Source organism: Aquimarina sp. AD10 (assembly GCF_003443715.1).
GTDB classification, from domain to species: domain Bacteria; phylum Bacteroidota; class Bacteroidia; order Flavobacteriales; family Flavobacteriaceae; genus Aquimarina; species Aquimarina aggregata.
In genome coordinates this window covers 2,027,584-2,053,324 of sequence record NZ_CP031965.1, presented here as the reverse complement: position 1 = coordinate 2,053,324, position 25,741 = coordinate 2,027,584, and the positions used below count along the sequence as shown (strand labels likewise).

25 protein-coding genes are annotated in these 25,741 nt (G+C 30.0%); all 25 read left to right on the top strand.

What is annotated here, in order from left to right; translation table 11 throughout:
• Positions 1–109 precede the first annotated feature (109 nt).
• The 25 genes from D1816_RS08685 to D1816_RS08570 all read left to right on the top strand — a co-directional run bounded on the left by D1816_RS08685 (position 110) and on the right by D1816_RS08570 (position 25,739).
• Complete coding sequence (locus D1816_RS08685; RefSeq protein WP_118502274.1) at positions 110–1,336, top strand: AraC family transcriptional regulator; 1,227 nt, start codon at positions 110–112, stop codon at positions 1,334–1,336.
• Between the two features lie 123 nt (positions 1,337–1,459).
• Positions 1,460–3,772 carry a S41 family peptidase gene (locus tag D1816_RS08680; protein ID WP_233565233.1) on the top strand — a complete coding sequence of 771 codons (2,313 nt, stop codon included), beginning with the start codon at positions 1,460–1,462 and terminating at the stop codon, positions 3,770–3,772.
• Between the two features lie 226 nt (positions 3,773–3,998).
• Positions 3,999–4,430, top strand: a complete 432-nt coding sequence (locus tag D1816_RS08675; RefSeq protein ID WP_066319006.1) for a GPW/gp25 family protein — start codon at positions 3,999–4,001, stop codon at positions 4,428–4,430.
• Between the two features lie 4 nt (positions 4,431–4,434).
• Positions 4,435–6,276 carry a type VI secretion system baseplate subunit TssF gene (locus D1816_RS08670; RefSeq protein ID WP_118502270.1) on the top strand — a complete coding sequence of 614 codons (1,842 nt, stop codon included), beginning with the start codon at positions 4,435–4,437 and terminating at the stop codon, positions 6,274–6,276.
• Between the two features lie 11 nt (positions 6,277–6,287).
• Complete coding sequence (locus tag D1816_RS08665) at positions 6,288–7,307, top strand: PKD domain-containing protein (RefSeq protein ID WP_118502268.1); 1,020 nt, start codon at positions 6,288–6,290, stop codon at positions 7,305–7,307.
• Positions 7,297–8,457 carry a hypothetical protein gene (locus D1816_RS08660; protein WP_118502266.1) on the top strand — a complete coding sequence of 387 codons (1,161 nt, stop codon included), beginning with the start codon at positions 7,297–7,299 and terminating at the stop codon, positions 8,455–8,457. Before D1816_RS08665 ends, D1816_RS08660 begins: the two co-directional genes overlap by 11 nt.
• Before the next feature lie 38 nt (positions 8,458–8,495).
• A complete protein-coding gene (locus tag D1816_RS08655) occupies positions 8,496–9,014 on the top strand; it encodes a type VI secretion system transmembrane protein TssO (protein WP_066318901.1) in 519 nt (172 codons plus the stop codon).
• A gap of 170 nt (positions 9,015–9,184) precedes the next feature.
• The gene (locus D1816_RS08650) at positions 9,185–9,772 is read left to right on the top strand and encodes a C40 family peptidase (protein ID WP_157766205.1); all 588 of its coding nucleotides are present in this window, start codon (positions 9,185–9,187) and stop codon (positions 9,770–9,772) included.
• Between the two features lie 582 nt (positions 9,773–10,354).
• A complete protein-coding gene (locus D1816_RS08645; RefSeq protein ID WP_066318898.1) occupies positions 10,355–10,936 on the top strand; it encodes a C40 family peptidase in 582 nt (193 codons plus the stop codon).
• A 26-nt stretch (positions 10,937–10,962) separates the two neighbouring features.
• Entirely contained in the window at positions 10,963–11,871 is a 909-nt protein-coding gene (locus tag D1816_RS08640) for a hypothetical protein (protein WP_118502264.1), read from the top strand.
• A gap of 20 nt (positions 11,872–11,891) precedes the next feature.
• Positions 11,892–12,755 (top strand): TssN family type VI secretion system protein, encoded by an 864-nt coding sequence (locus D1816_RS08635; RefSeq protein ID WP_066318894.1) that lies wholly within the window; start codon positions 11,892–11,894, stop codon positions 12,753–12,755.
• A gap of 38 nt (positions 12,756–12,793) precedes the next feature.
• Positions 12,794–13,189, top strand: a complete 396-nt coding sequence (tssD, locus tag D1816_RS08630; protein WP_066318893.1) for a type VI secretion system tube protein TssD — start codon at positions 12,794–12,796, stop codon at positions 13,187–13,189.
• A gap of 12 nt (positions 13,190–13,201) precedes the next feature.
• Positions 13,202–13,918, top strand: coding sequence for a hypothetical protein (locus D1816_RS08625; RefSeq protein WP_118502259.1), 717 nt, complete (start codon positions 13,202–13,204; stop codon positions 13,916–13,918).
• Positions 13,915–14,691: a hypothetical protein gene (locus D1816_RS08620; protein ID WP_066318886.1), complete on the top strand. Its 777-nt coding sequence runs from the start codon at positions 13,915–13,917 to the stop codon at positions 14,689–14,691. Before D1816_RS08625 ends, D1816_RS08620 begins: the two co-directional genes overlap by 4 nt.
• A gap of 129 nt (positions 14,692–14,820) precedes the next feature.
• Positions 14,821–16,650 (top strand): type VI secretion system Vgr family protein, encoded by a 1,830-nt coding sequence (locus D1816_RS08615; RefSeq protein WP_066318879.1) that lies wholly within the window; start codon positions 14,821–14,823, stop codon positions 16,648–16,650.
• Positions 16,651–16,653: 3 nt separating this feature from the next.
• Positions 16,654–16,824 (top strand): hypothetical protein, encoded by a 171-nt coding sequence (locus D1816_RS25610; protein WP_157766204.1) that lies wholly within the window; start codon positions 16,654–16,656, stop codon positions 16,822–16,824.
• Positions 16,811–17,848: a hypothetical protein gene (locus D1816_RS08610; protein WP_066318877.1), complete on the top strand. Its 1,038-nt coding sequence runs from the start codon at positions 16,811–16,813 to the stop codon at positions 17,846–17,848. Before D1816_RS25610 ends, D1816_RS08610 begins: the two co-directional genes overlap by 14 nt.
• 18 nt (positions 17,849–17,866) lie before the next feature.
• Complete coding sequence (locus tag D1816_RS08605; protein ID WP_118502257.1) at positions 17,867–18,418, top strand: hypothetical protein; 552 nt, start codon at positions 17,867–17,869, stop codon at positions 18,416–18,418.
• A gap of 38 nt (positions 18,419–18,456) precedes the next feature.
• Positions 18,457–18,864: a hypothetical protein gene (locus tag D1816_RS08600; RefSeq protein WP_118502255.1), complete on the top strand. Its 408-nt coding sequence runs from the start codon at positions 18,457–18,459 to the stop codon at positions 18,862–18,864.
• A gap of 52 nt (positions 18,865–18,916) precedes the next feature.
• Positions 18,917–19,990 carry a hypothetical protein gene (locus tag D1816_RS08595; protein WP_118502253.1) on the top strand — a complete coding sequence of 358 codons (1,074 nt, stop codon included), beginning with the start codon at positions 18,917–18,919 and terminating at the stop codon, positions 19,988–19,990.
• Positions 19,969–20,658, top strand: a complete 690-nt coding sequence (locus D1816_RS08590; protein ID WP_118502250.1) for a DKNYY domain-containing protein — start codon at positions 19,969–19,971, stop codon at positions 20,656–20,658. The genes D1816_RS08595 and D1816_RS08590 overlap by 22 nt, the downstream gene beginning before the upstream one ends.
• A gap of 9 nt (positions 20,659–20,667) precedes the next feature.
• Positions 20,668–21,366 (top strand): hypothetical protein, encoded by a 699-nt coding sequence (locus D1816_RS08585; RefSeq protein ID WP_118502248.1) that lies wholly within the window; start codon positions 20,668–20,670, stop codon positions 21,364–21,366.
• A gap of 14 nt (positions 21,367–21,380) precedes the next feature.
• The gene (locus D1816_RS08580) at positions 21,381–22,559 is read left to right on the top strand and encodes a LysM domain-containing protein (RefSeq protein WP_118502246.1); all 1,179 of its coding nucleotides are present in this window, start codon (positions 21,381–21,383) and stop codon (positions 22,557–22,559) included.
• Positions 22,560–22,571: 12 nt separating this feature from the next.
• Complete coding sequence (locus D1816_RS08575) at positions 22,572–23,066, top strand: DUF4280 domain-containing protein (RefSeq protein WP_066318860.1); 495 nt, start codon at positions 22,572–22,574, stop codon at positions 23,064–23,066.
• A 6-nt stretch (positions 23,067–23,072) separates the two neighbouring features.
• Positions 23,073–25,739: an OmpA family protein gene (locus D1816_RS08570; protein ID WP_118502244.1), complete on the top strand. Its 2,667-nt coding sequence runs from the start codon at positions 23,073–23,075 to the stop codon at positions 25,737–25,739.
• Positions 25,740–25,741: the final 2 nt, after the last annotated feature.

The following is a 25,741-nucleotide window of genomic DNA, read 5'->3' as shown; positions in this document are numbered from 1 at the left end:
ATGTAAATCATGATGAAACAACTAGACAAAAACTGGACAAAGGCGATTAGTTAGTTAATACTCTAATTATCTTTAATAATATGCAGGAGGTGATAGTATTTATTTCTAAATGTTAATTTTATACATTAAATTGATAGAAAATAATTTAATGTTTCCGGATTTTAATATTTATAGTACACCATTGTTATTGCTTTCTATACAAGGAGTAGCTTTTACATTTTTTTTATTGAATAGATATTATAGAAAAAGAAATGTTTCGGATTTATTTTTAGCGCTTATTTTATTTTTGACGTGTTATCATCAAACTACGTATACAATTGGTTTTCTTGGGTGGTATGATACTTTTAAAAACACAAAGATTAACTACTATCTTATAAACTTATCATTGGCATTGGCCCCATTGATATATTTCTACTTTGTATCCATAACTAATCCTAAAAAGGTGTTTAGTAAGAAACATTTATTACATTTTATACCTATTATATTGTTGATAATAATTAAAACTATCATATTAGTTTATGATGCAAATCTACCTGGATTTAGTGCTGCTCAAAACGGGTATTTAGTTGTTAATTTTCAATGGAAATTTTTAGATCCTATAGTTGGACTTTTATCAATGTTTCAAATGTTGATTTATCTAGTTCTTTCTTTTCAATTACTGTATAATTACAAAGAAAAAATAAATCATTTTTTCTCTAATACGTATAAAATAGAGCTTAATTGGTTATATAATTTTTTGATAGCTTATACGATTCTTTATGTATACAATAGTGTTCAAACGGTTGTAAATTCAACTATTGTAAACCTTAGTTGGATTCAAGAATGGTGGTATTATCTTTTATCCGGTTTAGTGATAATTTATGTTGGCATTAAAGGGTATTATACTGATTTGACACAATTAATGGGGGTAGAAATAGGTTCTTTCTTAAAAGAAGAAAATAAACTCGAGATTAAAAAAGATAATATAGTTCAAACGAATATAGAATTATCTAATAAATTAAAAACAAGAAAAGAGTTTATTGAGGAGTACTTTGCAACACATAAACCTTTTTTAGAACCTGATTTAACTTTAATAGGTCTCTCTAAAAAGATAACCATTTCAAGAGAAGAACTTTCTGAAACAATTAATAAAGGATTTAATTTAAAATTCAACGATTTTATTAATGCATATAGAGTAGAAGAATTTAAAACCAAATTAGCCCAAGGTCATCATAAACAATTATCTCTTCTTGGAATTGCATATGAATGCGGTTTTAATAGTAAAGCTACCTTTAATAGGGCATTTAAAAAGATGACGAATAAGTCTCCTTCAGAATACCTAAAAACACAGGTATAAGTCTATTTTTTTAATAAAATGACACGTCTCAAATCGTGGGTGATACCCTATCAGTACGATTTGAAGCGTCTTAAATATATGTTCTCACGACTTTTGAACTATCAAATGACAAAAACATATATTATGAGATTTTTATTAGAAAAACTTACAAAAACAAATACACAATCAAATCTATTAAATGATATAATCATTACAATACCTAGAATATTTTGTGGTCTTATTCTAGCGTTTGATTTTGGAGCCTCAAAATTTGGTGTGCCGTGGTCACCAGTAGCATCTAATCTTACTCTTTTTCAAGTGTCTGATTGGTTTGTTGAGGATGTGTCTAAATTTGGAGGTATTTTTGCTACTTTTCCTTTACTTTTTGCATGGTTAGCAGCAGCTTCAGAAACCATAGGAGCATTATTCTTGGTATTTGGATTTAAAACTAGAGTTTCTTCTTTTTTTATAATGTGTACTATGCTTGTTGCTATTTTCTTTCAACAGTGGCATAATGGTTTATGGGCAATGTTACCAGCGATAGGGTTTCTTTGGGTTGCTCTTTACTGTTTAATTATGGGATCTGGTAGATTAGGACTTGATTATGTTATAGCTAGAAAACTTAAGAATGATAGGTTGTTAACTACAACAATTACTAAAATTAAGAGTAAAGAAAAAACTATTATTCATGTTCTAATAGGATTAACAATTTTTACAGGTACAGCACAAGAAAGGATAGTGACCTTAAGGCTAGACACTAAAAAAATACAAGATGTAAAAACAGTTACAGTAAGGGGCAATGTAAAGCCATTGTCTCAAATTAAAGATTATACGCTTAATGATAATGATGGAGATGGTGTGTATGAAACCTCGATACATTTTAAGACTTCAAAAAATAATGTGAAATTTAAGTTTTTAGTTAATGGCGATATGGAACTGAAAGGCTCAGATGCCAGAGTGCTTTGGTTTAAAAATGAACCCGTAGTGCAAAATTATATTTACAATGAGTTTACCTGTTATAATCAACAGCAAATTAATAAATTAATCTATACAGAAGCGCAAATCGATGAGGATATAGCTATCTTAAAAGAGATTATTCAGTACGTACATCCTAATCTATATAAATATAGGGATTCTTTAGCGTTACAAAAGGATTTTAAAAGTCTAGAAATGGCAATAAAAAGCAAGCCAACACTAACTAATTCTTATGGCGAGATATCTAAGTTTGCTGCAAAAATTAAATGTAGTCATACATTTACAAATCCTTGGAATCAAGGTGGACTTATGGAAAAAGTGAATTTTTACCAACGTGATAAAATTCCCTTTACTTTTAATAGAATAGAAAATCGTTTGTTTATTGATAAGAATGCTTCCGAAAACTTAAAAGTAAAGAAAGGTTTAGAAATTATACGTATAAATAATGTGACTACTAACCAAATACTGTCAAAATTAGCAGCATATGTTACATCAGATGGTAATAATTATGAAAAAAAACTAGAAAGATTAACTGTCACAGGAGAAGAAAAGTTTTCTATGTTTGATATTTTTTATTCAATAGAATTTGGAAGCAAAAAAGAATTCGAACTTGTATTAAAAGACACAAATACAGGTAGAGAAATAAAGACTACAGTTAAAGCTACATCTAAAACTAATAGAACTAAGGAGCTTATAGCACGTTACGGAAAAATAAATACATCTTTAAGAGATGGATGGAATTTTGAAATCATTAATAATCAAACGGCAAAGCTATCTATAAAATCCTTTGCTGTACACCGTAATGAATTTGATTGGAAAGATTTTATTGATAATGTATTTGAACAATTAAATAAAAAGTCGATTTCAAATTTTATTATTGATATTCGTGGTAATGAAGGAGGACAAGGAATTGTTGGTCAATATCTCTTAGAACGCGTTATACAAAAGCCATTTAAAGTAAATGCGATGCAATCTTCGGTACGTTATCTAAAAATCCCTCCCAAATTTAGAAATTACATGAATACTTGGGATGAATTTCCATATAATTTCAATGGTAAAATAGCATCACAAAAAAAGGGTAGATATTTTTTAAAGCAAAAATATTCTTTAGCAGAAACCACAATGAAACCTAAAAAAAATGGTTATCAAGGTAAAGTTTTTTTAATGATAGATGCTTCAAACAGCTCTGCAACACACCTAATGGCTATGTATGCAAAACAAATGGATAATATAACTTTAGTAGGTCAGGAAACTGGAGGTAATCAATTGGGTACAAATGGAAGTTATATGTTCTTTTTACGATTACCAAATACTAAAATAGAGTTAGATATTCCTGTGATAAATATGTATGTGCCAACAGGAACAATAGCTATTGATGGCGGTGTAAAACCAGATATTGAAATTGATAAAAATCCACAGGATTATTTGAATAATATCGATACAGAGTTAAATGCAATTTTAAATTTGATTAAAACAAGATAAATAGCATTGATCTATGTTTTCATAAAAGAAGGTCAAGAACTTTATACATTACTATTTTAGATAATAGCACAAAAACTATAAAATTAAATTAAATTTCATTGATTGTAAGTTTTGATTTAGTTGATTTTAGAAAATAGTTTTATATTGCTTTTCTTAAATAATTAGTGTTTTATATTATCGGCAAATAATATCTTTTTGATAATGTATTTGTTATATCTAAATGAAAATGCAATATAAATATTATACTCTTCCATTAAATTCAATTTCTCTTATTAAAAATAAGCCTATTGATACTTGTAGTATTCAAGATTCTATTGCTAATTATATTCATCTTATAATGACAACACGGTTTGGTGAATGTAGTTTTGACTCTTTTTTTGGATGTGCTATTTGGAATGTCGATTTTAATAATATTGCTTCTGATAATAAACTAAGGGTGATTATCTCTGACTCTCTAGTAAAGTCTATAAAACAATATGAAAAAAGACTTATGGGAATTGAGATACAGGTTGATATAGAACAAGAAGAAATTCATAATAAACAGAAAAAGAGTCGAATTAAAAAACGAGTATATGTATTGATTAAGGGGGTTGTGCGAAAAACTAATGAAGACTTTAATTATAATGAATACTTTTATATAGCCCCATTATCCTATTAAAAACATGAGTAAGAATACAAAAGAGTATATAAAGAATCGTATGATGAAAAAGGCGGCTAGCCTTTGGGATGTTCCTGTTAATGAGATAGGTGATTCTTTTGACCCATTAATATCTCTTCTGCTTTCAGCTTGTGCCTCAGAGTTAGAAAAACTTTCAGGAGAAATTGATGATTCACATATTCGCATTACAGAAAGACTCATTCAATTAATGACTCCTCTTACTGCATATACGACTAAGCCAGCACACGGAATAGCGTACTGCGAATCAATAGAACCTGAGACAATCATTTCTACAGAGAACCAATTATATTATAAAGAAAGACAAGTTGAAAGTAAATCAGGAAAGCAAAAGAATATTTTCTTTTCGCCGACTCAAAAGACCAAGCTCGTTGATGCTAGAGTGAAATCTTTAATTACCAGTAATAAAATCTTTTCATTTCCAGAGAAAAAGACCAAAGAACTTGCTCAAATTTTTGATAATAAATTAACCCTAGAAAATGATACTTTATATTTAGGAATAGAGGCTGATCATAAAAATGTTGATATTAAAGATGTGTCGTTCTATTTTGAATATTTAGGAATTACAGATGGTGAACTTTTTTATCATCATTTGCGCAATGCATCGTGGTATGTGGGAGAACAAAAACTAGAAGTTATTGATGGATATTATAATAGCAATGAGATAGATCAAATTGATCTTGATGCTATTTTTAATGGAACCGCTAGCAAGACTAATAATATATGTGTTGAAGTAAATGAATTTTATAAAAAACATTTTGTAACAATTCAGTCTCAAAAGAAAATTAGCGATTTCCCAGATTTTCCAGAAATACATGAGCTTAAAAAAGCTCAAAATGATATAGACATAGAAGAAGATTTAAAATGGATAAAAATAAAATTTTCAAGTGTTCTAGGAGTAAAGTCTTTAGAACAATTATTTTGCTCCATTAATACTTTTCCTGTACTTAATCGAAAGTCTAATAATTTGACGTACCAATTAAAGAATTTCATAAATATTATTCCGGTACTTTCTGAAGATCCTTTTTTAGAAATAAAATCTATAGAAAACTCTAACGGAGAGAGCTACAAGTTAGAGCATATGAATAATGATAATGGATATAAAGGAAGTTATTCTATTAGAAATTCTAATGTTGGTAAACTAGACTCTAGAGAAGCCCGACAGTATATTATAAATCTTTTAGAATTGTTAAAAGATGAGAGTGCCGCTTTTACCTTTTTTAATCATGAGTTTTTACAGAACAACCTTAATTCATTAAATCAAACAATAGCGCTGTTAGAAAAAAAAATAGAGGAAATATCAGATGATTCAGTATACAAGAATTATGTGTATCTCAATCCATTTTCAAAAAATGAAAGTATTTCATTAACCTATTGGACAACTAACGGAGAAGACGCCAATCATATCAAGTCGGGTAAAAATCTAGATATTTATAAAGGTTCAAATTTAAAGTCTAAAAGTAGCTATTTAGTTACTTCAAGTTTTGGAGGGAGTAGTAATCTTACTATGGAAGAACGTTTACAAGCGTATAGGAGAATATCTTTAACAAAAAATAAAATAGTAACAGAAGAAGATATTAAGGCGGTATGTTACGAATTATATGGCAAGAATATTGAAAAAGTAGAGGTTAAAAAAGGTTTTACTACAAGTATTTCACTTAATAAAGGTTTAATACAATGTATAGAAATTATTATGACACCTAGTAAAGATGTAAATTTGTACCCATATGAGTGGGAATATATGAATGTGAATTTATTAACCACCTTAAAAAAACAGGCAGTTAATATTTTTCCTTTTAAGATTGTTATCAAAGATGAATACGAATAATCCGAGTACAAATGGAAGCAAATAAAAATGAAAGTTTGACAACGTATATAGATAAAAATGTTATTTACTTATTGGTAATAATATTTTTAATTTCTTCTACTGCATTGGCATATAGATTTTATGCTGATTTTCCTTGCGAAAGCGTTATGATGGATATAAAAGGGAAAGAATATCGCGTTGGAGAATTTATTAGATTTACTGATCTTACAGAAAAAGCAGAAGAATGGGATTGGGATTTAGGAGATAGTACTTTGATTTCAAATGAAAAAGAAGTAGTTCATAATTATAAAACTCCTGGAGAATATGTTGTTAAATTAAAAGTTAACAATAGTTGTGAAACAATAAAGAAAATAACAATACGAGCAAAGAAAATAATAAGAGATCCTAGTAAAATTCCTAATCTAGATCATATTCCTGAAAGTATTGAAATTGGACAACTATTAACAGTAGTTGATAGTACAAAAAGAGCATACAGTTGGGAGTGGCGATTTGGTGATAATGCAGAAGCAGATGCAACTACACAAAAAGCCTCTTATACTTACGAGGGTGAGCCTGGGCCAAGGACAATTTCTTTAATTATAAATAAAGATACGACTCATATAGCCAATAAAATAATAAAAGTATATGCTAAAGTAGAAGAAGAAGAAATTAGGACTACTAGAGGAGGTGAAATAGAAATAGCAATGTGGGATACTATAGAGTATGAACGTGATAAAGATCAAAAAAATAAAGATAAATTAAAGAAAGCACCATATATAAGCGAATCGGCTTTTAAACAAAAATTAGTTTTACTCTCAAAAAAACAAGCAGACGTAAAAGAGTTTATGGATTATTTCTGTGATGAAATTAATAAGCCAATACTTGTTAACGGCGAAAGCACAACTTTTTTAAAGTTTTGTTATAAAATACAAAGAAAAAGAACCAAGATATTGCAACTAACTATTTTTAGAAATGAAGGATCTAATTGCATCCAAAACATGAGTGTTATTACAAAAAAGAGTTTGCTAAAAAAGATAAAAGATGGGATTTGAACATAAATATAGAGTGCATTGGGCAGATGGAATGAAAATCAATAAAGATCATTTTATAGATTTAGAGAACTCCATGCTTCAGCAACTTATGATGATTAATAGTAATTATATTCATCAAAATAATTTTGGACTATTACCGGATCAGAGCAATAACGAGCAGCCTGTAAATCTCTCGGTATCTATGGACGGACAAGAAACACTTGTTGTAGTTTTAAATAAGTGTTTTGCCGTTACCTTAGGAGGTGGGCAAATCATAATCAATGAAGCCGTAAATGCTTATTTAGAACAATCTGGTTACATTATTCAAAATAGATTTAATATTGATCAAGAGCACAGTTTATGGTATATTGTAGTATCAGTTAATCCATATAATAGAGTTGCTATTGGTTTTGCAGATCCTGATGAAGAACCTGCAAGAAAACCTTATGTAATATCAGAATATAATATTTCACTCGTGCCAGAAAGTGCAATGAATGTAAATGAAGTGGGGTATAATTCTATTACTGTGGGAAAAGTGATTCTAGAGAATAATCAGTTGATTTTAGTAGATGATTTTATTCCTCCTTGTACATCAATACAAAGCCATCCAGAATTACGTTATACTTTTACCGAGATAGGAGCTTTCTTTAATGCAATGGAATTGTATAATACTCATATCGTTCAGAAGATTTATCAGAATAAGCAAAACAATGATTTGGCAAAAATGGCGCTGATATTGTCTAATGATGTTTTAGTATACTTAAAAGGAATTATTTCAGAATATCGTATTAAAGATAAATATGAGCCTCCGGTAGAAATGATTTTAAAAGTTATGAATTTAGCAAGAATAATAAAAGGAAGTCTTGATGTTCATATTAATGCTGGTAAAGAAGAATTTCTAAATTACCTTACAGAATGGTGTGGTACCAATCAGGGGGAGTTTGAAAATGTTTTACAAGAAGTTATTAATTTAGAATATATTCATATCGATATTAGTACATCAATTCAAAAAGCATCAGAATTTACAATGCTTATGAATACCTTGTTTAAAAAATTAAGTGAACTGGAATATATAGGTAAAAAAAATATGGCAGATGTGTTCGTAAAAGAAGACAAGAATATAGAAAAACCTATAAAGAAACGCCGTCGATTTTTTGACGGACCAGTATAAAATAACCTTTCATATTTTAAAAAAAGATAATACTTTTTATGAAACCAAAAAACACAAAAGAACGTCGATCTAGCTTTATAAAATTTATACTTCTATTTGTTTTAGTAACAGCGACTATAATGGTTACTGTTTTTTTTAATTATCGAGTGCCACAAAAAGAAATAGAATTACTAAGAGAACGAGTAAAAATAGCAGAACAAGAAGTCAAATTCCAAGAAGGTTTTGCAAGTGAAATCAAGGTTATAAAGAACATGCTCGATTCTCTTGATATTCCTGGGCAAAATGTATCTTTTTTAGGTTCTCAATTAAATGGTAAGTTATCGAGAATGCAAGAGTCAATTCCAAGAAAAGATTCAACATATCGATATGATATGTATACAAATGTTGTAAAAGCATTCCTTAAAATCAAAGAAACAAAAGAAGAGTTGTATTCTAGAAAAAACGATAAAAAGAATATCGAAGAATGTAAAATTCAGTTAGAAAAAACCGAACAAAAACTCAAGGAAACAGAAAGAGATTTACAAATCTTAAGAATTACCTCAAATCGACGCCGTTAGAAAAACTAGAATCTGAAATAAACTTTTCGGTAGGGTTTTTATCAAATAATATTTGTTTGCTTTGGATAAAGTATAAATTTGTATTTTTAAAAAGTTTTAGAATTAAAAATAAAGATTAAAATGGCTTTAGATATTACCTAAAGCCGTATATGTTTAGCACACAAAATATTATGATTACACGCTTATTAGGATTGATGTTGGTATTAGTAATAGTAACATCAGTAAATTGTAAAGGAGTAAAACCCACTCAGGATAGTGATATTGTAGTAACTTATGATTCAATTGTTCCAAAAATAGCATTATTACCAGTTCAAATTAAATATGGTAAGTTGTTAAATATTAAACCAGATTCTTTACAAAATGTAAAGCTTTATACTTTTATAGATGATTGGATAAATACTCCATACAAATCAGGAGGAGAAACCAAAGATGGAATAGACGCTTCATCTTTCACACAACTATTGTATACCAAGGTATTTGATAAATATATAGAACGTACTGCAGAGAAACAATTTGAATCGGGGTCTATAAGGAAATTTAGAGGTAAGGAATTTTTACAGGAAGGAGATTTTATATTTTTTCAAGCCGAGAACAAAGCAAAAATTAATCATGTAGGAGTATTTCTTAAAAACAATAATTTTGTTCATGCCACATACTATAAAGGTGAAAGCGGAGCAAGAGGTGTTAAAATAAGTAATTTAGATTCACCTTATTGGACAAAGCGTTTCGTAGCAGGAGGAAAGCGATTAGATATGTAAAAAATTCAGGCTATGATTAGATAGAAATTTCTGTAGATTCATAGTTTTAAACACATAAAAAGAAAAGACCTTAATCTTATAAGATTAAGGTCTTTTCTTTTTAGAAATTATCTTCATTTTTGATAATGTGAAAATTAAGTTAAATATCTCGCCTTTTGTAGGGATGTAGATTAATAACTCTAAAAAAAAACTTAATTTTTATGTTAATTGAAATAACTCAATAAGAGGCTATTGTATATAAAATAGAAATTCGTATTTTTGATTTGTACATTTCTATCCCCACATGTAATTTTAGATTATTGACGTGCGCAAACACTAGTGATTCTAACTCTTTTTAAGTAATAAGGAGAGGTTGTATTAAAACATTGGTTTTGCTTAAAGAAAATTAGAATAAATGCTTGATAAGCTTTTTCTAAGTTTTTTTCTGTGTTTTTGTGAAATATAATTTTAAAATTACTTTTTTGATATTTAATTTCTTAAAAGATTAAGAAATAATGTTTTATTAAATCTATCAATTGGTTGGATAGTTTAATGTAAAATATCAAGAAACGTTTTTTTATAATAGTTTAATTTTTTTTAAAAATGAGTATAAGGTTATTAGTGGGAGTCGTATCGTTAATTTTCATTTTTACAAGTTGTGGAGGTTCAAAATCTTCAGTAGATGATATTGTGGTCGTTTATGATGATGTTAAGGTAGAAAAATCATTATTGCCAGTGCAGATTAAATATGGTAAATTACTTAATATTAAACCAGATTCTTTACAAAATGTAGAGCTTTATCATTTTATTGATAAATGGATTAATACACCGTATAGGTTAGGAGGAGAGACTAGTGATGGTATTGATTGTTCATCTTTTACTCAGTTACTATATACAGAAGTATTTGATAAATATATAGAACGAACAGCAGAAAAACAGTTTGAATCTAGAGCTATTAAAAGATTTAGAGGTAAAGAGTTTTTACAAGAAGGGGATTTTGTTTTTTTTCAGAGTAAAAATGAAGTGAAAATAAGCCATGTAGGTATATTTTTGAAAAATAATAAGTTCGTGCATTCGACTTCTTATAAAGGAAAAGTTGGCTCGTCAGGAGTGAAAGTAAGTAATATTAATGATCCACATTGGTCTAAATATTTTGTAGCAGGAGGAAAAAGAGTGGATTTATAAATACCTCGAAAATATAAAGAAGTTAAATGAAGAATGAAATTTACGATATACATGAAGAACTAAACAATGCTTTTTATGATTTAAAAGCAGAAGTTTTAGTGTCGGAAATAGAAGAAAAAACTTCTGTTTCTGAAGAGGATATAGTAATTTCAAATCAAAGCACATTCAATAGATCATATAGAAGAGATGTAACCGATATAAAATTGGTGCATCCTAAAAAGCATAAAGATTTACTGCAGTTTAATTTAGCTAGAAATGGAATATACGACCTTCTTCCTGAAGGTGTTTTTCATACGCCTACATCAGATAGTAGTTCATATCCTTCTTTTAGAAAACAACAAAAAAAAGAAGAAACAGATGCACGGCTTTTATTTTCACCAATAGAAAATGAATTATTTCATCAAAGAGTGAAAATAGAAAAAAATGAGAAAGCTATAGAGCAAAACTTTACCAGTTTAAAAGATAAATTTTTATTAGATTTTTGGAAAATTGACTCGTCAATACCAAAGAAATATGCATCTAAATTAATACGCTTACTTCCGTATGCGCACCAAATTTCAGGAAATTTGGAATTAACTTTTTTAGGACTAGAGAAAATATTGGAAACGAATATTCGTTTTAAAAAAACATTTAGAACTAGAATAATAAAAACAAATGCTTTTTCTGACAACCGATTAGGAGTAGACTTTGTTTTACATCAAGAAAAATTAAGAATACAACAACCATTATTAGTTGTTACCATAATGCCGAATGATAAAAATGAAATTCAAAAATTTTTACAAAAACAAGGCCTGCTTGATTTTGTATTGGTTTTTTACAAATATTTCATTCCAGTAGAGTTTGAAATCGAAACTAATTTTGAAGTTAATAAAAAAGAAGGATTTATAATTGATCAAACAAAAGGATCATTTTTGGGTATGTCTACCCAGTTATAAATAAAAATATAATAATTGCTATGACAAGTTTATTAAGTGGTAATATTTTTAAATTAAGTATCATCTTATTTTTGGTAAGCTCTTTACTAATGCTTTTGGTTTCAAAAGTGCGTAAAACTTTTTCTAAGAATAAAGTACAAGCTATTATTTATATAATCATACTCTTGGTGCTATTTGCATTAACAGGGTTATTAAACTATGATAAAATACTTAATGATTCTCCTTTAAATAGTTATGTAGGAACAGAATTGATTTTCTTTATATTAGGTATTGGACACATTTTTGTCTTAAGAACATATTTTAAAGAACTCTCGGAAACGAAATCTGATTTTTTCGGAGAAGTAGTATGTACCTTAGTTTTTGTAGGTATTGCTTTGCTTGCCTTTGTGTATGTTGTAGGTCGCTTTAGGGAACCGTTCGTGTTTCTATATGCCAGTGCTGGTCTTACTTTTATAATTCCATTACTAACATTAAAAATGTATGAATTTGCAGCGTTAATACCAGTTCCTGTTTATAAAAAATGGTTTTACCCTATAAATAAAGATATTAAAGAACCTAAAAGTAGTGAACTTAATAATCCACTAGTCATTAGTTTTCAGTTTGAGAAAAAATATGGAGACAAAGAAATTAGCCGTTTTAAAGTTAAGGCACCGGAAGAGATGGAGTTTGGTAGACTTTTCTACTTTTTTGTAGATGATTATAATGAGTTACATCCCGAGGATAAAATAGATATTTTAGAAAAAGATGGAAGCGTAACAGGTTGGATTTTTTACTTTAAACCACGTTGGTGGAATTCTATTAGACATATTGATGCTAATAAAACTGTGCAATGGAATAAAATAAGAGAAGATAATAATATCGTTGTGCAACGTGTAAAATCTTAATTATTGAAAATAATATTTTAATTAAAAAGCTATAGATCATGTCATTTTTATCGAAACTGAGCATAGAAGAAATTGAAATGAATGTACTAGATTGTACATTTGAATTCACTCAAGGTGCTGATTATAATGGACGCCCTGCTGAAAATCCAAGAGGAGGGCAAATTAAAATTTTAATTGAATCTACAGGAAGAGTTGATTTTCTTGAATGGATGGTTTCACCGAACATGACCAAAAGTGGTACAATTACCTTTTTTAAAAGAGAGAATATGGCAAGCCTTAAAAAGGTAGAATTTAAAGATGCTTATTGTTTGAACTATAAAGAACGTTTCAATGCAGAGAACTCTCAACCTATGCAGACACAATTATTAATTTCTGCAAAAGAAATGAAAATTAAAGGAACAGTTTTTAAAAATAATTGGCCAGAGATAGCTTAAAACTATAGCAATATGGGTAAGGTAAAATCTAAACTTGAGCGGAAAAAGGAAATACAAGAGATATATGATGTTTATGTAAATGCTTGGGGAGGTTATGCCGATGAACCTAAGGAAGCCCCTGTAGTTGAGATAATAGAGAAAATAGCAAAAGATGTAGATTTACCTCCTTCATATTTATTTACTATAGCTGCTGGAGAGGGTCTAGGATGGATTTATTTAAGTGATTTAAATAACTATAAAAACGGGAAAGTAATTACAGATAAAAAAATGAGTGGTTTTCAAAATCTTGGTTTAGATTTTTTTGGAGATCCTCAAGAATGGCCAAACTTAAAAAGATATTTACCTAAAACGTATAATGAAGGTGATGAATTTGAAAGCGTTAAAGAAGTACGTGATGAAGCTTTTGGTAAAGAAACAGTTTATAGTGCTAATTTTAAAAACTTAGAAAGCGCTATATGGGCCATGGCAGCGGTTTTAAAGCAAAGAGCTGACCGATTTGAAAAAGATTGGAAAAAATTAAAATATATAAAACCAACAGAGGATGAATGGGGTTTTTGGATCTATTTTTATTATCAAAGACCTGAATTAGCATTTCAGAGGATAAAAGAGTTAAAAAGTTATGATATTTTCTATTTGAAAACGTCCGATAGAACTAAAATAAGAACTAAAGCTCTAGAAAGAATAGCGGCTTGGAGGTATATTCAACATTATAATATTTTTTCAAAATGAAAAGTGCGCTCGTTTTATTTATGATACTTTTTACTGGGGTAAATTTCTGTACTACAAAAAAGAGTGTATTACCTCATACTTTGAACCTTAATGAAGATGTTCTTATTTTAAGAAAACTTCATGACGATTATAAACAAAAGAGAGCACAACATAAAGAAGGAGGTCATACACTTTTTACTTTTGAAAAAAAATTAATAGAAATTTTAGAAAATTCACAGTACTTAAATAACGAACTATTTAATGCACTAAATGAAAATGATTTCTTTACAGTTAAATCAGAGGATAATAAGCTCATTTTAATTTCATGGGAGATATTAGACAATGGCTGTCACCATTCATACAAATCTTTTTACAGATATAAGTATGAAGATAGTTTATATGTAAATTACTTTGTTGGTAAAGAAAATATTGAGTTCTCAGAAGATAACGGAGCATACCCATATAAGGTTCATAAACTAAACGATAAGGCGTATATAACACTTAATACGCAATTAGTTTGTGCATCTAGTAGGCTTTTGTCATCTCATGTGATTCATTTTAATAATAAATCTCAAGGAATTTGCTCAGACTGCTTTGAAAATTCCAAAGGATTTTATACTAATATAGGAAGAAGGGACACGCTAAATTTGAAGTTTGATTCGGTTACTAAAGAATTGTTTTACCCTGAACTTACGCCATTAGTTCATGAAGGAGAAGATACTGGTGTCATGAAAACAACTGGTAAATACAAAAAATTAGTTTATAAAAATGGAACATTTGTAAAGACTAACTGAAAAGACGAAAAAAAGAGATCACGTCCTTAGAATACTAAAAAGATAAAGAGATGGGGTTTTTAAGAGTAGCAGAATAAACAATAACGTTAATCTACAAAGAACGTAGATTTATAAAATAATAATAGACCTATGGCATTACAATCACACACACAGATTTTTATAGGAAACACTCCTATTACGTCTTTTAAACGTTTTGTTTTAGATCAAGGGATTAATGCACATCATTTCCTGCAATTAGAGTGTAGGACTGATGTTCTCGAAAATTTAGGAGGTGAATTATCAAGTACTACCAAAAATTACTTAGGCGAGGTGCTAACAATACAAGTGGCTTCTTTAAGTGAATTTTCTGGATATAAAGAGCTAGAATTTAAAGGAGTTGTTACTTCGGTCGCAAATAAAAAAGGAGCGAATAGTGAGCATATTGTCATCGTAAAAGCCGAGAGTCCAACAGTTTTATGTGATGACGGCCCACATTATAGCTCACATCTGGACAAGTCTTTATCAGACATTTTATCAGATACGTTGGAAGGTTATGATACTTCAAAATTAAGTACAACAATAAGCCCGCAAAATACAAGTACTATACATTACTCCGTACAACATAAAGAAAGTAACTGGCAGTATGCGAGTAGGTTAGCAATGCAATATAGCGAGTGGTTATATTATGATGGTAAAAAAATAGTATTTGGTAGCCCAGAAGACGGAGAAGATATTGTTTTGACCTATGGTCACGATTTACAGAGCTTTTCTCTGGATTTGATACCGTTACCAAATAAGTTCAACTACTTTACGAATGACTATCTCACCGATGAGAAGCATGAGAAAAGAACCTCCGAAGTTGCTACTGGAGTAAATGGATTTAATGGTTTTGTAAGCGAACGTAGTAAGAGATTATATGCCAAGGAAACCAATGTTTGGATTAATGGTTTTAATGATCCACAGCTCAAACAACGAATGGATACGCATGTAGAACAACAGAAAAAAGCTGTAGAGTCACAACAAGTACGTCTTAAAGGAAATAGCGATAATCCAGGAGTTAATATAGGTAGTATTATTAACATAAAAGGAGACCAAGCCAACCATGGACGATATAGGGTTATTAAGGTGTGTCACCATAATAACGAAAATGGGCAATACCATAATAGTTTTGAAGCAGTAAGTGCTGATATGGATGTATTTCCGGATACTAATTTTGAGGCGATTCCAAAGAGTGATACCCAAACAGCTATAGTAACAGATAATGCAGATCCAGATGGACTGGCAAGAGTAAAAGTACAATTTCCGTGGCAACAATCTACAGGTAATACAACACCATGGATTAGAGTTGTAACACCGCATGGTGGAGGTGATAAGGGGTTTCATTTTATTCCTGAATTAGGTGAAGAAGTATTGGTAGGTTTTGAAGGGGCAAATGCAGAACGTCCTTATATGATGGGAAGTTTATATCATGGTAATGCCAGTGCAGGAAGCTTTAAAACAAATGTAAATGATATCAAAGCTATACGCACACGTAGCGGACATACAATCGAAATGAATGATGCCGATGGAGGAGAATTTATTACCATTACAGACAAAAAAGGAAATCATTTTACTATAGATACAGTAGGAGAAACGATTACTATTAATGCGTTAAAAAACATTAATATTAATGCAGGAGAAAATATAAATATTACAGCAGGTAAAAATATATCAGTAAGTGCGGGAGCAAACTTGAGCGAAACGGCGGGTGAAAATGTATCTGTTGTGGCAAATAAAGATATGCTCCTTAATGCAGCAGGTGATATGACCGAAATGTCGGATACCAGAAATGATATTGTAGATGAGGATTATAGCAGACAATCAGGAACCTCAGATGAATACGCTAAAGAGGTGTCTATATTTAGTGCAGAAGAAAATATGACATTACAAAGTTCAAAAACTGTAAATATTAATAGTACAGAGAAAAGTAAATTATTTTAGGATATGGCTATTACAAGACAAGCAAAAAATTATAAAGTAATAGTTAATGATAGCTATAATGCAGTAGTAGGAGGTAAGCTGTATAAAAATGCAAACAAGGTCATTGTTGATGCCTTAAGTGGTGATATAAACTTAAGTAGTAATAAAAAAGTGATCGGTAATGGCGGGGCATAATGTTGTTTTTGGGCAAGTTGAAAATTTTGACAGAGAGCAAGTGGTCAAAAAACCAGTAAAACATTATGTTTTGGTTTCTGGATTAGATTATCATGATATATGGTCATTTAATAGTTATGCTTTAGATGAAAAAAAAAGAATTGATGGATTAGCTAATGATTTAGAAATTCAAATCATTTATGTTATAGATATATTACCAGGAACAATTACCAAAATTGAAAAAGATGAAGGTGCAGTTACTGAGACTGTTACTCAATACGACGAAATAACAAAATCCAATTATCCAAGTCATCATACTTTTGACGATTTAGGAAAAACTAATTACATAACCAAAAATACAATTTATGATGTAGTTCTTGAAATTGGAACAACTCATCCAAAATCTTTGATGGAAATGCATATTTTTTCGCATGCCTATTGGAATGGACCAATTTTAGCTAATACTTATTCTACAGGAGCCGTTGATATAGACATGCGAATAGATGATACAACTAGTGTAAGTAGTAATTTTACAATAGCAATGAATTCAATTGGTTATTTAAAAATTTGGGGTTGTAGTTTCCCTATAGCGGCTAATGCTTTATTCTCAAGAATACGAAGAAACTCTAATTACAGTAGTAGTTTGATTGAGGATGATGTTGTTTTTAGCTACCCTCCTGATCATTTTAACTTTGTAACGTCAAGTGGAGAGTCCCTTGACTTGGTTGGAATATTAAATGATAGATTGGGAAAAAGTTTTAATGTTACATCAAAAATAGATTTAACTTTTAAGGAAATAAAACTTCTCGCAGCTAAAGAGTTTAATGGTGTATATGCTGCGTTTTTAGCCTACAGAGCAGGTATTAATGTATATGCCGCTCTCCCAGCTACATATGCAGAAATTACACCTTCTTTTGTAATTAGTTCAAATACGATGCAGAATGTGAATTTTTATAAAAATCATCTAAATGTTACTGTTGACGCAGGTGATTATGGACTTTACGATAAAACAACAATCCAAGGTTTTATTGATATGAACCCTTAAAATCAGATATATTAAATAATGAAAAAGGTTTTAACTACTATATTTTTATTTTCGATTTTATCTCAGGTTTGTGCACAACAATTTTCTGATTTAAGTTTTTTCAAAAACGAAGGGTTTGATAAAGCTATTATTTCTTATTACAAAGTTTCAGATAAAACATCTAGTATGCCAAAGTCTTCGCTATCTGATGCTCTAATGAATCCACAGACTACTACTAATCTAAGTGCATTAGATGATAATGAAAAGACTCTTTCTAAAAAAATAGGAGAAGCAATTTTAACTAAAAATGAAACTTGTAAACTTTTTAAAATTATTAAAAAGAAATTCACTAATTCTTATGCACTCGATACAAATACCGATGTGATTATTAACTTCTATGCTAATGATTTAATCATACAGAATATTTCAATTAGCTTAAACACGAAGAATATAAAACTTAAAAAAGAAGGTTGCGAGAAAGTATTTGAGGAAGAAATAGAAAAAGATCCGTGTCTTTTTTTAGGGCAAATGACAGAAAAAATGGAAGAATATGTGGTTAATATTTTGAAAACAAAGAAATTAATGAAATGACAATTACATATTAATTGAGCTTAGAAAATGTGAAGGAGATGAGAATCCAAATAAAATTATACATCCTCGTTCTTATTAGTATAACTTTTTATAGTTATGAGTCTATTAATAATGCGGAAATAATAAAAGGCCATCTTGTATCAGAAGACTATATGTACAACCCTAATGGATTTATACAGTCACCTTTTGGAAGAATAAATATAAAAACACACAGTTTTTATAAAAATAAACGATTACAGATAGTTTTAGAAAATAGATCAGAAGGTTTTTTAGAATATACAATAGAGGATTTAAGAAATGATACTTTGTTATTAAACCAATATAAAATAGATACACTTTTTAATGATACAAAGCAATTTGAAACTTATACTAAACAGATAAGAAATGACACTGTTTTTTATAAATCAAAAAAAGATGAGATTTTAGTGATGATTGAAAGTAAATAATTCTATTAATAACAAAATAAAAATTCATATAACAGTATAAGTATTGTAAGCAATGGCAGAGTGCAATGTTCAGTTTGGAGAAGTAACAGAAATTGATAGAATACCATGTATTATTTTCGAATGTGATAAAATCACAGAAATAATAGTGTATCCAAATGAACGAATGTTAGCACGTCTTAAAATACAAGGAGAAGCGGGAGGTTGGCTTAAATTTGAAACATCATATGATTTAACGTTTGAATATTCTGAAGAAGAAATGGAATTAACCACATCTTCATGGAGTGTAGAACGAGGAGACGTTATCTTGACAAATATTACCGCCAAAAGTGAAGGAGATTTTTTTATCACTACAAAGATGAATGGTAAAGAAACAGGAAGAGTAAAGGTAGTTTCAAAACAAAGAGGAAAAGATGTTTTTACAGAAGCAGAAAATACTAGATTAGTTCAGGAAAATGAATATATAAAACCATTTGCAGATCAAGGCACTCATTCAGAATATGACGAAAATTATTGTATGCAAGCTGCTGAAAGAGGATTGTCCGAATTGTTAAATAATACCACTGATTTTTACTCAGTAGAAAGAGGAACACATGCACAAGTAAGTGGTATTAGTTTTTCAGGTTTAACGGCTATTGATCGTGGAAACGCAATAAAATCTTCTGGTTTTGTAAAAACAAGTTGGTCATATAATAAGTATGCTATTAATCATACAGAAAGAGAACAAATTAATAACTCAAAAGACGAAGCTGAGGCGCGAGCAAATTATTTAACAGTACGTTATAGTATAATAACTTTATCTGATGAAGATAAGCAGGCTTTTTATGATAGTTTTATTTCTGATATAAAAGATAAACCAGGGTTTCATGTGTATTATTTTAGTATCACGAATGGCTTTCATACACTATTATTAGTTATTGATTATAGGGACCCTTGCAGTGCAGAATACAAAATTTACGATCAACATGGTTTAACTTCTTCTCAAGGAGTGCTAGAAGAAATAGGAGAAGGAGTTAGGAAACAAACTAGTTGGACATTTGCAAATACTTGTTTGAACAGGTATAGAAGAAAATCAACCCAACATTGGGACTCAACAGAAACTCAATTATGGAAAATACAAAAAAAGTAATTTTATTCATCCTTATAGTTTTAACCTTACCTTCTTGTGTAGGACAAAAAAAGGATGCTATTAAGAATAAAAGTTTTATTGTTCATGATACTTTGGGAGCATTTCTTTTCAAGATGCCTAATTATAATAAATTGTCAAATAGTCAAGAAGAAGAATATTACATAAAAAATGATTCTGTTTTTTATTCTTATATATATGATATAAATGATGATAAAAGTAAAAAAATATCTGATGTAATTGACCCTAGTAGTTTTGATGTTTTATACAATGATGAAAAAGATAAAATAAATAACGAATATTATAGAAGCAATCCTATTTTGACTTATTTTAAGGATAAAAAGAATATCTATGTATACCAATATTTGTATTCTAAGCCAAAATTTTATAAAGTAGCGAATAGTGATGAGTATACAATTTTGGGAGGAGCTTATGTACAAATAAAAGATAAGATATATTGGTATGGAGAAGAACTGAAAGGTGTTGATTTAGATACTTTTGAGACTGTAAATGTTAGTAAATCTAATTCTGAATGGGAGAGCACTATAGGAATGGACAAAAACCATTTGTATTCTGGACAATTAATAATGAATTTTAAACAATTTGATACAAAGTTTTTTTGGGATAATAAGGAAGAGTTGAAGAAACGTTACTTTTCTTCTAAAAAATGATATAAATAGATGATACAGCAATTAAAAAACAAATTTGTAATAGTTAGTTTATTAGGAATGTTATTCTTTTCGGGTAATTGCATGAATCTATCTAACCAAACAGCTATTTTTTTTATTGAAAGTGATGATACATCTAACTCAAAAATACTGCCGGCTAATGAAGTAAAGAATATTCAAAATAATCTATACTCTTATAAAAATAATACATATTTAGGGGCAAATTATTATGAGTCAAAGCTAGTCGATAACAAGATTAAAAAGGTAGTAAAAGGTGTATTCCTTTATGACGCAATATTAAAAAAACCAATTGATCAAATAATAGATATAAAATCGTATAAACCAATTTTGGATCATACACTTTATAAAGATAAAAGCAATATCTATTACATTTCTAATGATGCCTACATACCCTCGGTAAGAGTACTAGATTTAAATTCGGGAAATTCAAAAATATTAGATGATACTAACGAATATTTGAGTGATGGAAATAAAATATATTGTATTAGAAATGGTAAAGAAATTAAAACTGATTTTGTCTCCACGTTTAAGGTTATTAAAGTAAATGGGATACCATTAGGTATAGATTCTACGAAAGTATATTCTATGTGTGAAGCACTATCTCCAAAAGACTTTAAAGAAAATTTTGAAAGTATAAAGATTAATAGTAGAGACTCTATAATAAACAAATATTTTAAAAATCTAGAATAAATAATATAACCATCTTGAACACAATCTATAGAACATATAAGGTTAAACACGAAGATACTTTAGAGTCTATTGCTGAAGAAAATGGTCTTGATATTAAAGAATTAAAAGAATATCATAATAAAAAAGCCAATAGCTATGATCAAATAGATACTAGGTTACCAGATTTTTTATTAGAAATTATTTTACCTCCAAAAGGATATGGAGTAAAAAATGGAAAAGAAGTTTGGTTGAACGAAAATGAAGCAGATCCAAAATTATTAAGCGTTTCCTTTGGAGGAAGACTGCATTACGAGGTTAAAGATGAGAAGGTTTATTACGGGATATTAAAAACAATACAATCAGGAAGTAATGAGGCTACAACAATAAGTTATAAGGTTAGTATCCATTTTCATCCAGTAGATCAAGAAAATAATAGATATGTTACCATCGATCGTTTCTCAAAAACATTTATAAATGATCAAGAACCAGATTTGATTGCAGACGAATTAGCACTAAGTTGTACAGCCGTATTGTATCCGATAATTTTAAAAGTTGATGCTAATCGTTTGATTACTGATATTTATAATTACGAAGAGATTTTGACTAGATGGAGAGAGCAAAAAACCAAAAAAATAGAATATTACAAAGGAGAAATTGCAGAAAAATATTTTCAGCTCTTTGAGGCATCATTACTAACTAAAGATTATTTATTAAAATCTCTTAAAAATGATTGGTTATTTGCTACATATTTTAATGTAATTTACAAATCGTATAATACCAAATCCGGAATAAAAAATGCAGTTGAGTTTCCTATTGTGCCTAATACGAAACCAGTGCAATATGAAGTAGATCAAAAAGCAATAGAATTCATTCAAAATAAACGTATAAAAATAGAAATGAAAGGAAAGTGTTTTGATAAAAGAAGCAAAGCTGATTTTAGAAATAAAGCTAATTTCCCTTCGTTTACAAAACGTAATGAATCAACAAAAGGACAATATAGAGCGTTGTATTTTCTAGAGCCATATACACATAGCATACAATCGGCTTATGTTAATTGTAATTTAGATTTAGATATTCCTAAATCTGTATCTATAAGTGTATCAATGCTAGATAACCAACCAAACATAAATAATAACAAAAAATCTGATTTTATCGAAGAAGAAAATCAAAACGACGATAAAAAGAAATCATTTTGGAAGTCATTATTTTCATAAAACATATAAATTATGAGTGAAAAACATGTTGTAGTACAAGGAGCACTTTGCGAGTGTCAATTTGGTTTTGTTCCGGATACCTTAAAGGTGGATTCTCACCAATATGAATATGCTAATGATAAAGATGGCAGCCAAAAACTAATTGGTACTACCTTAGAATTAGGACAACCTTTTCAAAATAAAACTTTTGGACAATGTAAACTACAACCCACAGGAAGTAGTTATAAACCTTGTCAACCCGCAATTACACAATGGACAGGTTTTTATGAAAATGTGATTTTAAAAAATGGAGGAAACATTATTACAGAAGATAGTAAAGCTACTTGTGCCATTGCAGGAGCACCATGTGTAAAGATTTCAAATCATGGGCAAATAGCACAACCAAGTCAACAAAATATGGATAACGCAGATGAAGATACGCAAGCACAACTTAATCCTATGGTCAATCCAGCCGATATAGGAAACCCAGAACAATCAAGCGAAGGTATAACGGTAAGAGCAAAATAATATACAATGGCAGCAAACGTAAATAAAATTAGTGTAATAGGAGGAACTGATTCCTGTTATAACATTACCGAAAATTCTGTTACTGTAAAACCAGATGAGGAGGTAACCTTTGGAGTTGTAGAATGGTCAGATGCAACTGCAGAAGAAGCATTAAATCAGCAATTGTATTGGTTTCTTAGAGTAGTTCCAACGGCAATAGATTCGAGAAGGCCAGGACGTACATTTGGGTATACCATGAAAAAAAAGTTGTGTGGGCCATATTCCTATGTTATTGAAGCCAGTACTTCTGATATTTTAAGAGCTGATAGTATCAGTGATAAGATATATGTTAATGGGTATACTAAGCCATTAATTAAAAAAAGTGAGTGGCGAGCAGAACCAGAAGGAAGTGATATTAGAAAAAACCCAATAAAATATGGGAACAAAGTGTATTTGTGGTTAGATACCGAAGGACTTAATGGTGGAACAGTATCGATAGAGATCTATAGTAGACAATTAGGATATGATCAACTTATAGGAGGTAAACAAAATATACGAGTAGTCAACGGAGAAGCACTGTATTTTATAGGAAACACCAATGAGTGGATGGCTAAAGTGTCTAGTTGGAGAGATCAACAAGAATTTTATATACAAGTAAAAGATGGAGGGGGAAACCTTGTGTTTGATGAGCATGACGATGATGTACACGCACGTTATTTAAGAATAGATAAGGAAATGGCTCGTAATGTAGCAGAACCCTCTACCAATATTACGCCTACCAAAATTTATCAACCAGAAGTTAATGCAGAACGTTTTGAACCGTGTAAGTTTGAAGAAATTCAAATCACAATCCCAGTTGTTAAAGATGGAAAAACAACTACTGATGCGATACCTGTTTTTAAAGATGGTCAAATTCTTGAGAATCCTAGTACTACTACAGAAGACATAACACGTAGCGTGTTGTTTGATTTTAATGATGCTAGTATTAATCCTGCAGCAGAAGATATTGTCAATAATGTTTTAGGGTTTTTGTTAGATAATAGAGGTACCCAAATTACTATGAAGGGTTATGCCTGTGCCATAGGTAGCATAGAAATTAATCAAGAATTATCACAAGGTCGTAGTGATGCAGTCAAAGACTTTTTTGTACAAGGAGGACTTGAAGCGGGTAGAATTATAAGTTTAGGATTAGGAGAATTAAATGCAGAGAGTCCTGATGATATTAGTCGAAAAAATGATCCAGAGTATGTAAACTCTCGTAGAGTCGATATTTCGTTTTCTTTTGCTGGACATGGTGCAAACCCTGTTGTGTTTGAAACAATAGCACCAAGTAGTGATAAAATGATTACTCTTGATACGATAAAATTAGATACAACAGATTGTTATAGAGAAGATGATAAGCATGAAAACAAAATCATGATCAAATCTCCAGATGCAAGGAAATTTGAAGGCTCTGGAGCATCATTACAATTTCCAATACAATCTACATTATCTGCGGCAAATCCGGGCCCCATACAGTATATTTGGCCAAAATGGAATTTGATTAAAGTGGGAACTGCAGAAAGAAAAATGGATTCTGCCGCTGTCTATAAAGTTCATATTCATAGCTGTAGGTATTATTCTGATAAGAATGATGCTGCCATACTTCTAAAAGCTTATCCTGATATTAAATGGAATTTTCAATTATCATTTAATTTTTCACATGCGGCAGCATATACACATGCTAATTTACCTGAGTATAGTAGGAGTAATCCTATGGATAGCAATGTACAGACCATACGACGTGAAATGAGGCAAGCACAATCTAGAGCCACTGCATCTGGTATTGAAAGTAGAAGGATGCAGAACAGTCCGGAGATGCTTAGTAAATTTGGGTTAAAACTTGATGCAAAATGGAATGAAGACAAACAAAATGTAGAAATAAGTACTGAGTTTGCAGAAAAACTAAGAACTGTTATCAATGCCATGGTAAAATACAAGGAGATGGCAGATAAAGTTAAAGATACGTTAGGTGGAAGAGCAAAAGGTATGGCTTCTCGTCCTCCTTTTATGTTTGAGGTCAAGGCACCGGCATTAAATGCAAATATCGAGTGGTTTTTAGAACAGGGTAAAGCCCCGCATCAAACTAAGGTAGCGACTGTTGGAGTACTAAAGTTTAAAGCGGCACCATTAATAGGCGCAAGCTTTACTCTGGATCTGCTGGCTATTGCTGGTCGTATGCATCCTGCTATTAGGGCTATGATTGCGGGTGCAGATGTAGTTCTTGGTTTAGCAAATGGCGGAATGACGTTTGAAGCTAAATTTTATGGAGAATTGACTTTTGACTTTCAGGCTTTAAAAATTAATAGTTTGTCCGGAATTGAAGGTGGTGTGTTAGATTTAGGAGCTAAGATGGGAATAGAAGTTACGGCAGAAATTCATTTTGCAGTAACTTATGAATATCGAATTATGGAAGTAAAACTTGAGTTAAGAGCAGAAGCAAAGGCAGATGCCCATTTTGCTGCTAAAGTAAAGGTTGATGCAGATGATAAAGGATTATATGCTGAGCCCGAAGTTGGTTTTTCAGGACTAATTTTCACCTTTAAAGCAGAAGCAACTGTAGGAGGATTTAAGCGTTATGTTGAGTTTGGCAATAAAGAAGAGCCTTTTTTGAAACCAGAACCCTTAAAAACAGATAAAATATACATACTATAAAT

Bases quoted from the DNA above. Each gene is read 5' to 3' on its own strand.
- D1816_RS08685 (WP_118502274.1), top strand. From the start codon at position 110: ATGTTAATTTTATACATTAAATTGATAGAAAATAATTTAATGTTTCCG.
- D1816_RS08680 (WP_233565233.1), top strand. From the start codon at position 1,460: ATGAGATTTTTATTAGAAAAACTTACAAAAACAAATACACAATCAAAT.
- D1816_RS08675 (WP_066319006.1), top strand. From the start codon at position 3,999: ATGCAATATAAATATTATACTCTTCCATTAAATTCAATTTCTCTTATT.
- D1816_RS08670 (WP_118502270.1), top strand. From the start codon at position 4,435: ATGAGTAAGAATACAAAAGAGTATATAAAGAATCGTATGATGAAAAAG.
- D1816_RS08665 (WP_118502268.1), top strand. From the start codon at position 6,288: ATGGAAGCAAATAAAAATGAAAGTTTGACAACGTATATAGATAAAAAT.
- D1816_RS08660 (WP_118502266.1), top strand. From the start codon at position 7,297: ATGGGATTTGAACATAAATATAGAGTGCATTGGGCAGATGGAATGAAA.
- D1816_RS08655 (WP_066318901.1), top strand. From the start codon at position 8,496: ATGAAACCAAAAAACACAAAAGAACGTCGATCTAGCTTTATAAAATTT.
- D1816_RS08650 (WP_157766205.1), top strand. From the start codon at position 9,185: ATGATTACACGCTTATTAGGATTGATGTTGGTATTAGTAATAGTAACA.
- D1816_RS08645 (WP_066318898.1), top strand. From the start codon at position 10,355: ATGAGTATAAGGTTATTAGTGGGAGTCGTATCGTTAATTTTCATTTTT.
- D1816_RS08640 (WP_118502264.1), top strand. From the start codon at position 10,963: ATGAAGAATGAAATTTACGATATACATGAAGAACTAAACAATGCTTTT.
- D1816_RS08635 (WP_066318894.1), top strand. From the start codon at position 11,892: ATGACAAGTTTATTAAGTGGTAATATTTTTAAATTAAGTATCATCTTA.
- tssD (WP_066318893.1), top strand. From the start codon at position 12,794: ATGTCATTTTTATCGAAACTGAGCATAGAAGAAATTGAAATGAATGTA.
- D1816_RS08625 (WP_118502259.1), top strand. From the start codon at position 13,202: ATGGGTAAGGTAAAATCTAAACTTGAGCGGAAAAAGGAAATACAAGAG.
- D1816_RS08620 (WP_066318886.1), top strand. From the start codon at position 13,915: ATGAAAAGTGCGCTCGTTTTATTTATGATACTTTTTACTGGGGTAAAT.
- D1816_RS08615 (WP_066318879.1), top strand. From the start codon at position 14,821: ATGGCATTACAATCACACACACAGATTTTTATAGGAAACACTCCTATT.
- D1816_RS25610 (WP_157766204.1), top strand. From the start codon at position 16,654: ATGGCTATTACAAGACAAGCAAAAAATTATAAAGTAATAGTTAATGAT.
- D1816_RS08610 (WP_066318877.1), top strand. From the start codon at position 16,811: ATGGCGGGGCATAATGTTGTTTTTGGGCAAGTTGAAAATTTTGACAGA.
- D1816_RS08605 (WP_118502257.1), top strand. From the start codon at position 17,867: ATGAAAAAGGTTTTAACTACTATATTTTTATTTTCGATTTTATCTCAG.
- D1816_RS08600 (WP_118502255.1), top strand. From the start codon at position 18,457: ATGAGAATCCAAATAAAATTATACATCCTCGTTCTTATTAGTATAACT.
- D1816_RS08595 (WP_118502253.1), top strand. From the start codon at position 18,917: ATGGCAGAGTGCAATGTTCAGTTTGGAGAAGTAACAGAAATTGATAGA.
- D1816_RS08590 (WP_118502250.1), top strand. From the start codon at position 19,969: ATGGAAAATACAAAAAAAGTAATTTTATTCATCCTTATAGTTTTAACC.
- D1816_RS08585 (WP_118502248.1), top strand. From the start codon at position 20,668: ATGATACAGCAATTAAAAAACAAATTTGTAATAGTTAGTTTATTAGGA.
- D1816_RS08575 (WP_066318860.1), top strand. From the start codon at position 22,572: ATGAGTGAAAAACATGTTGTAGTACAAGGAGCACTTTGCGAGTGTCAA.
- D1816_RS08570 (WP_118502244.1), top strand. From the start codon at position 23,073: ATGGCAGCAAACGTAAATAAAATTAGTGTAATAGGAGGAACTGATTCC.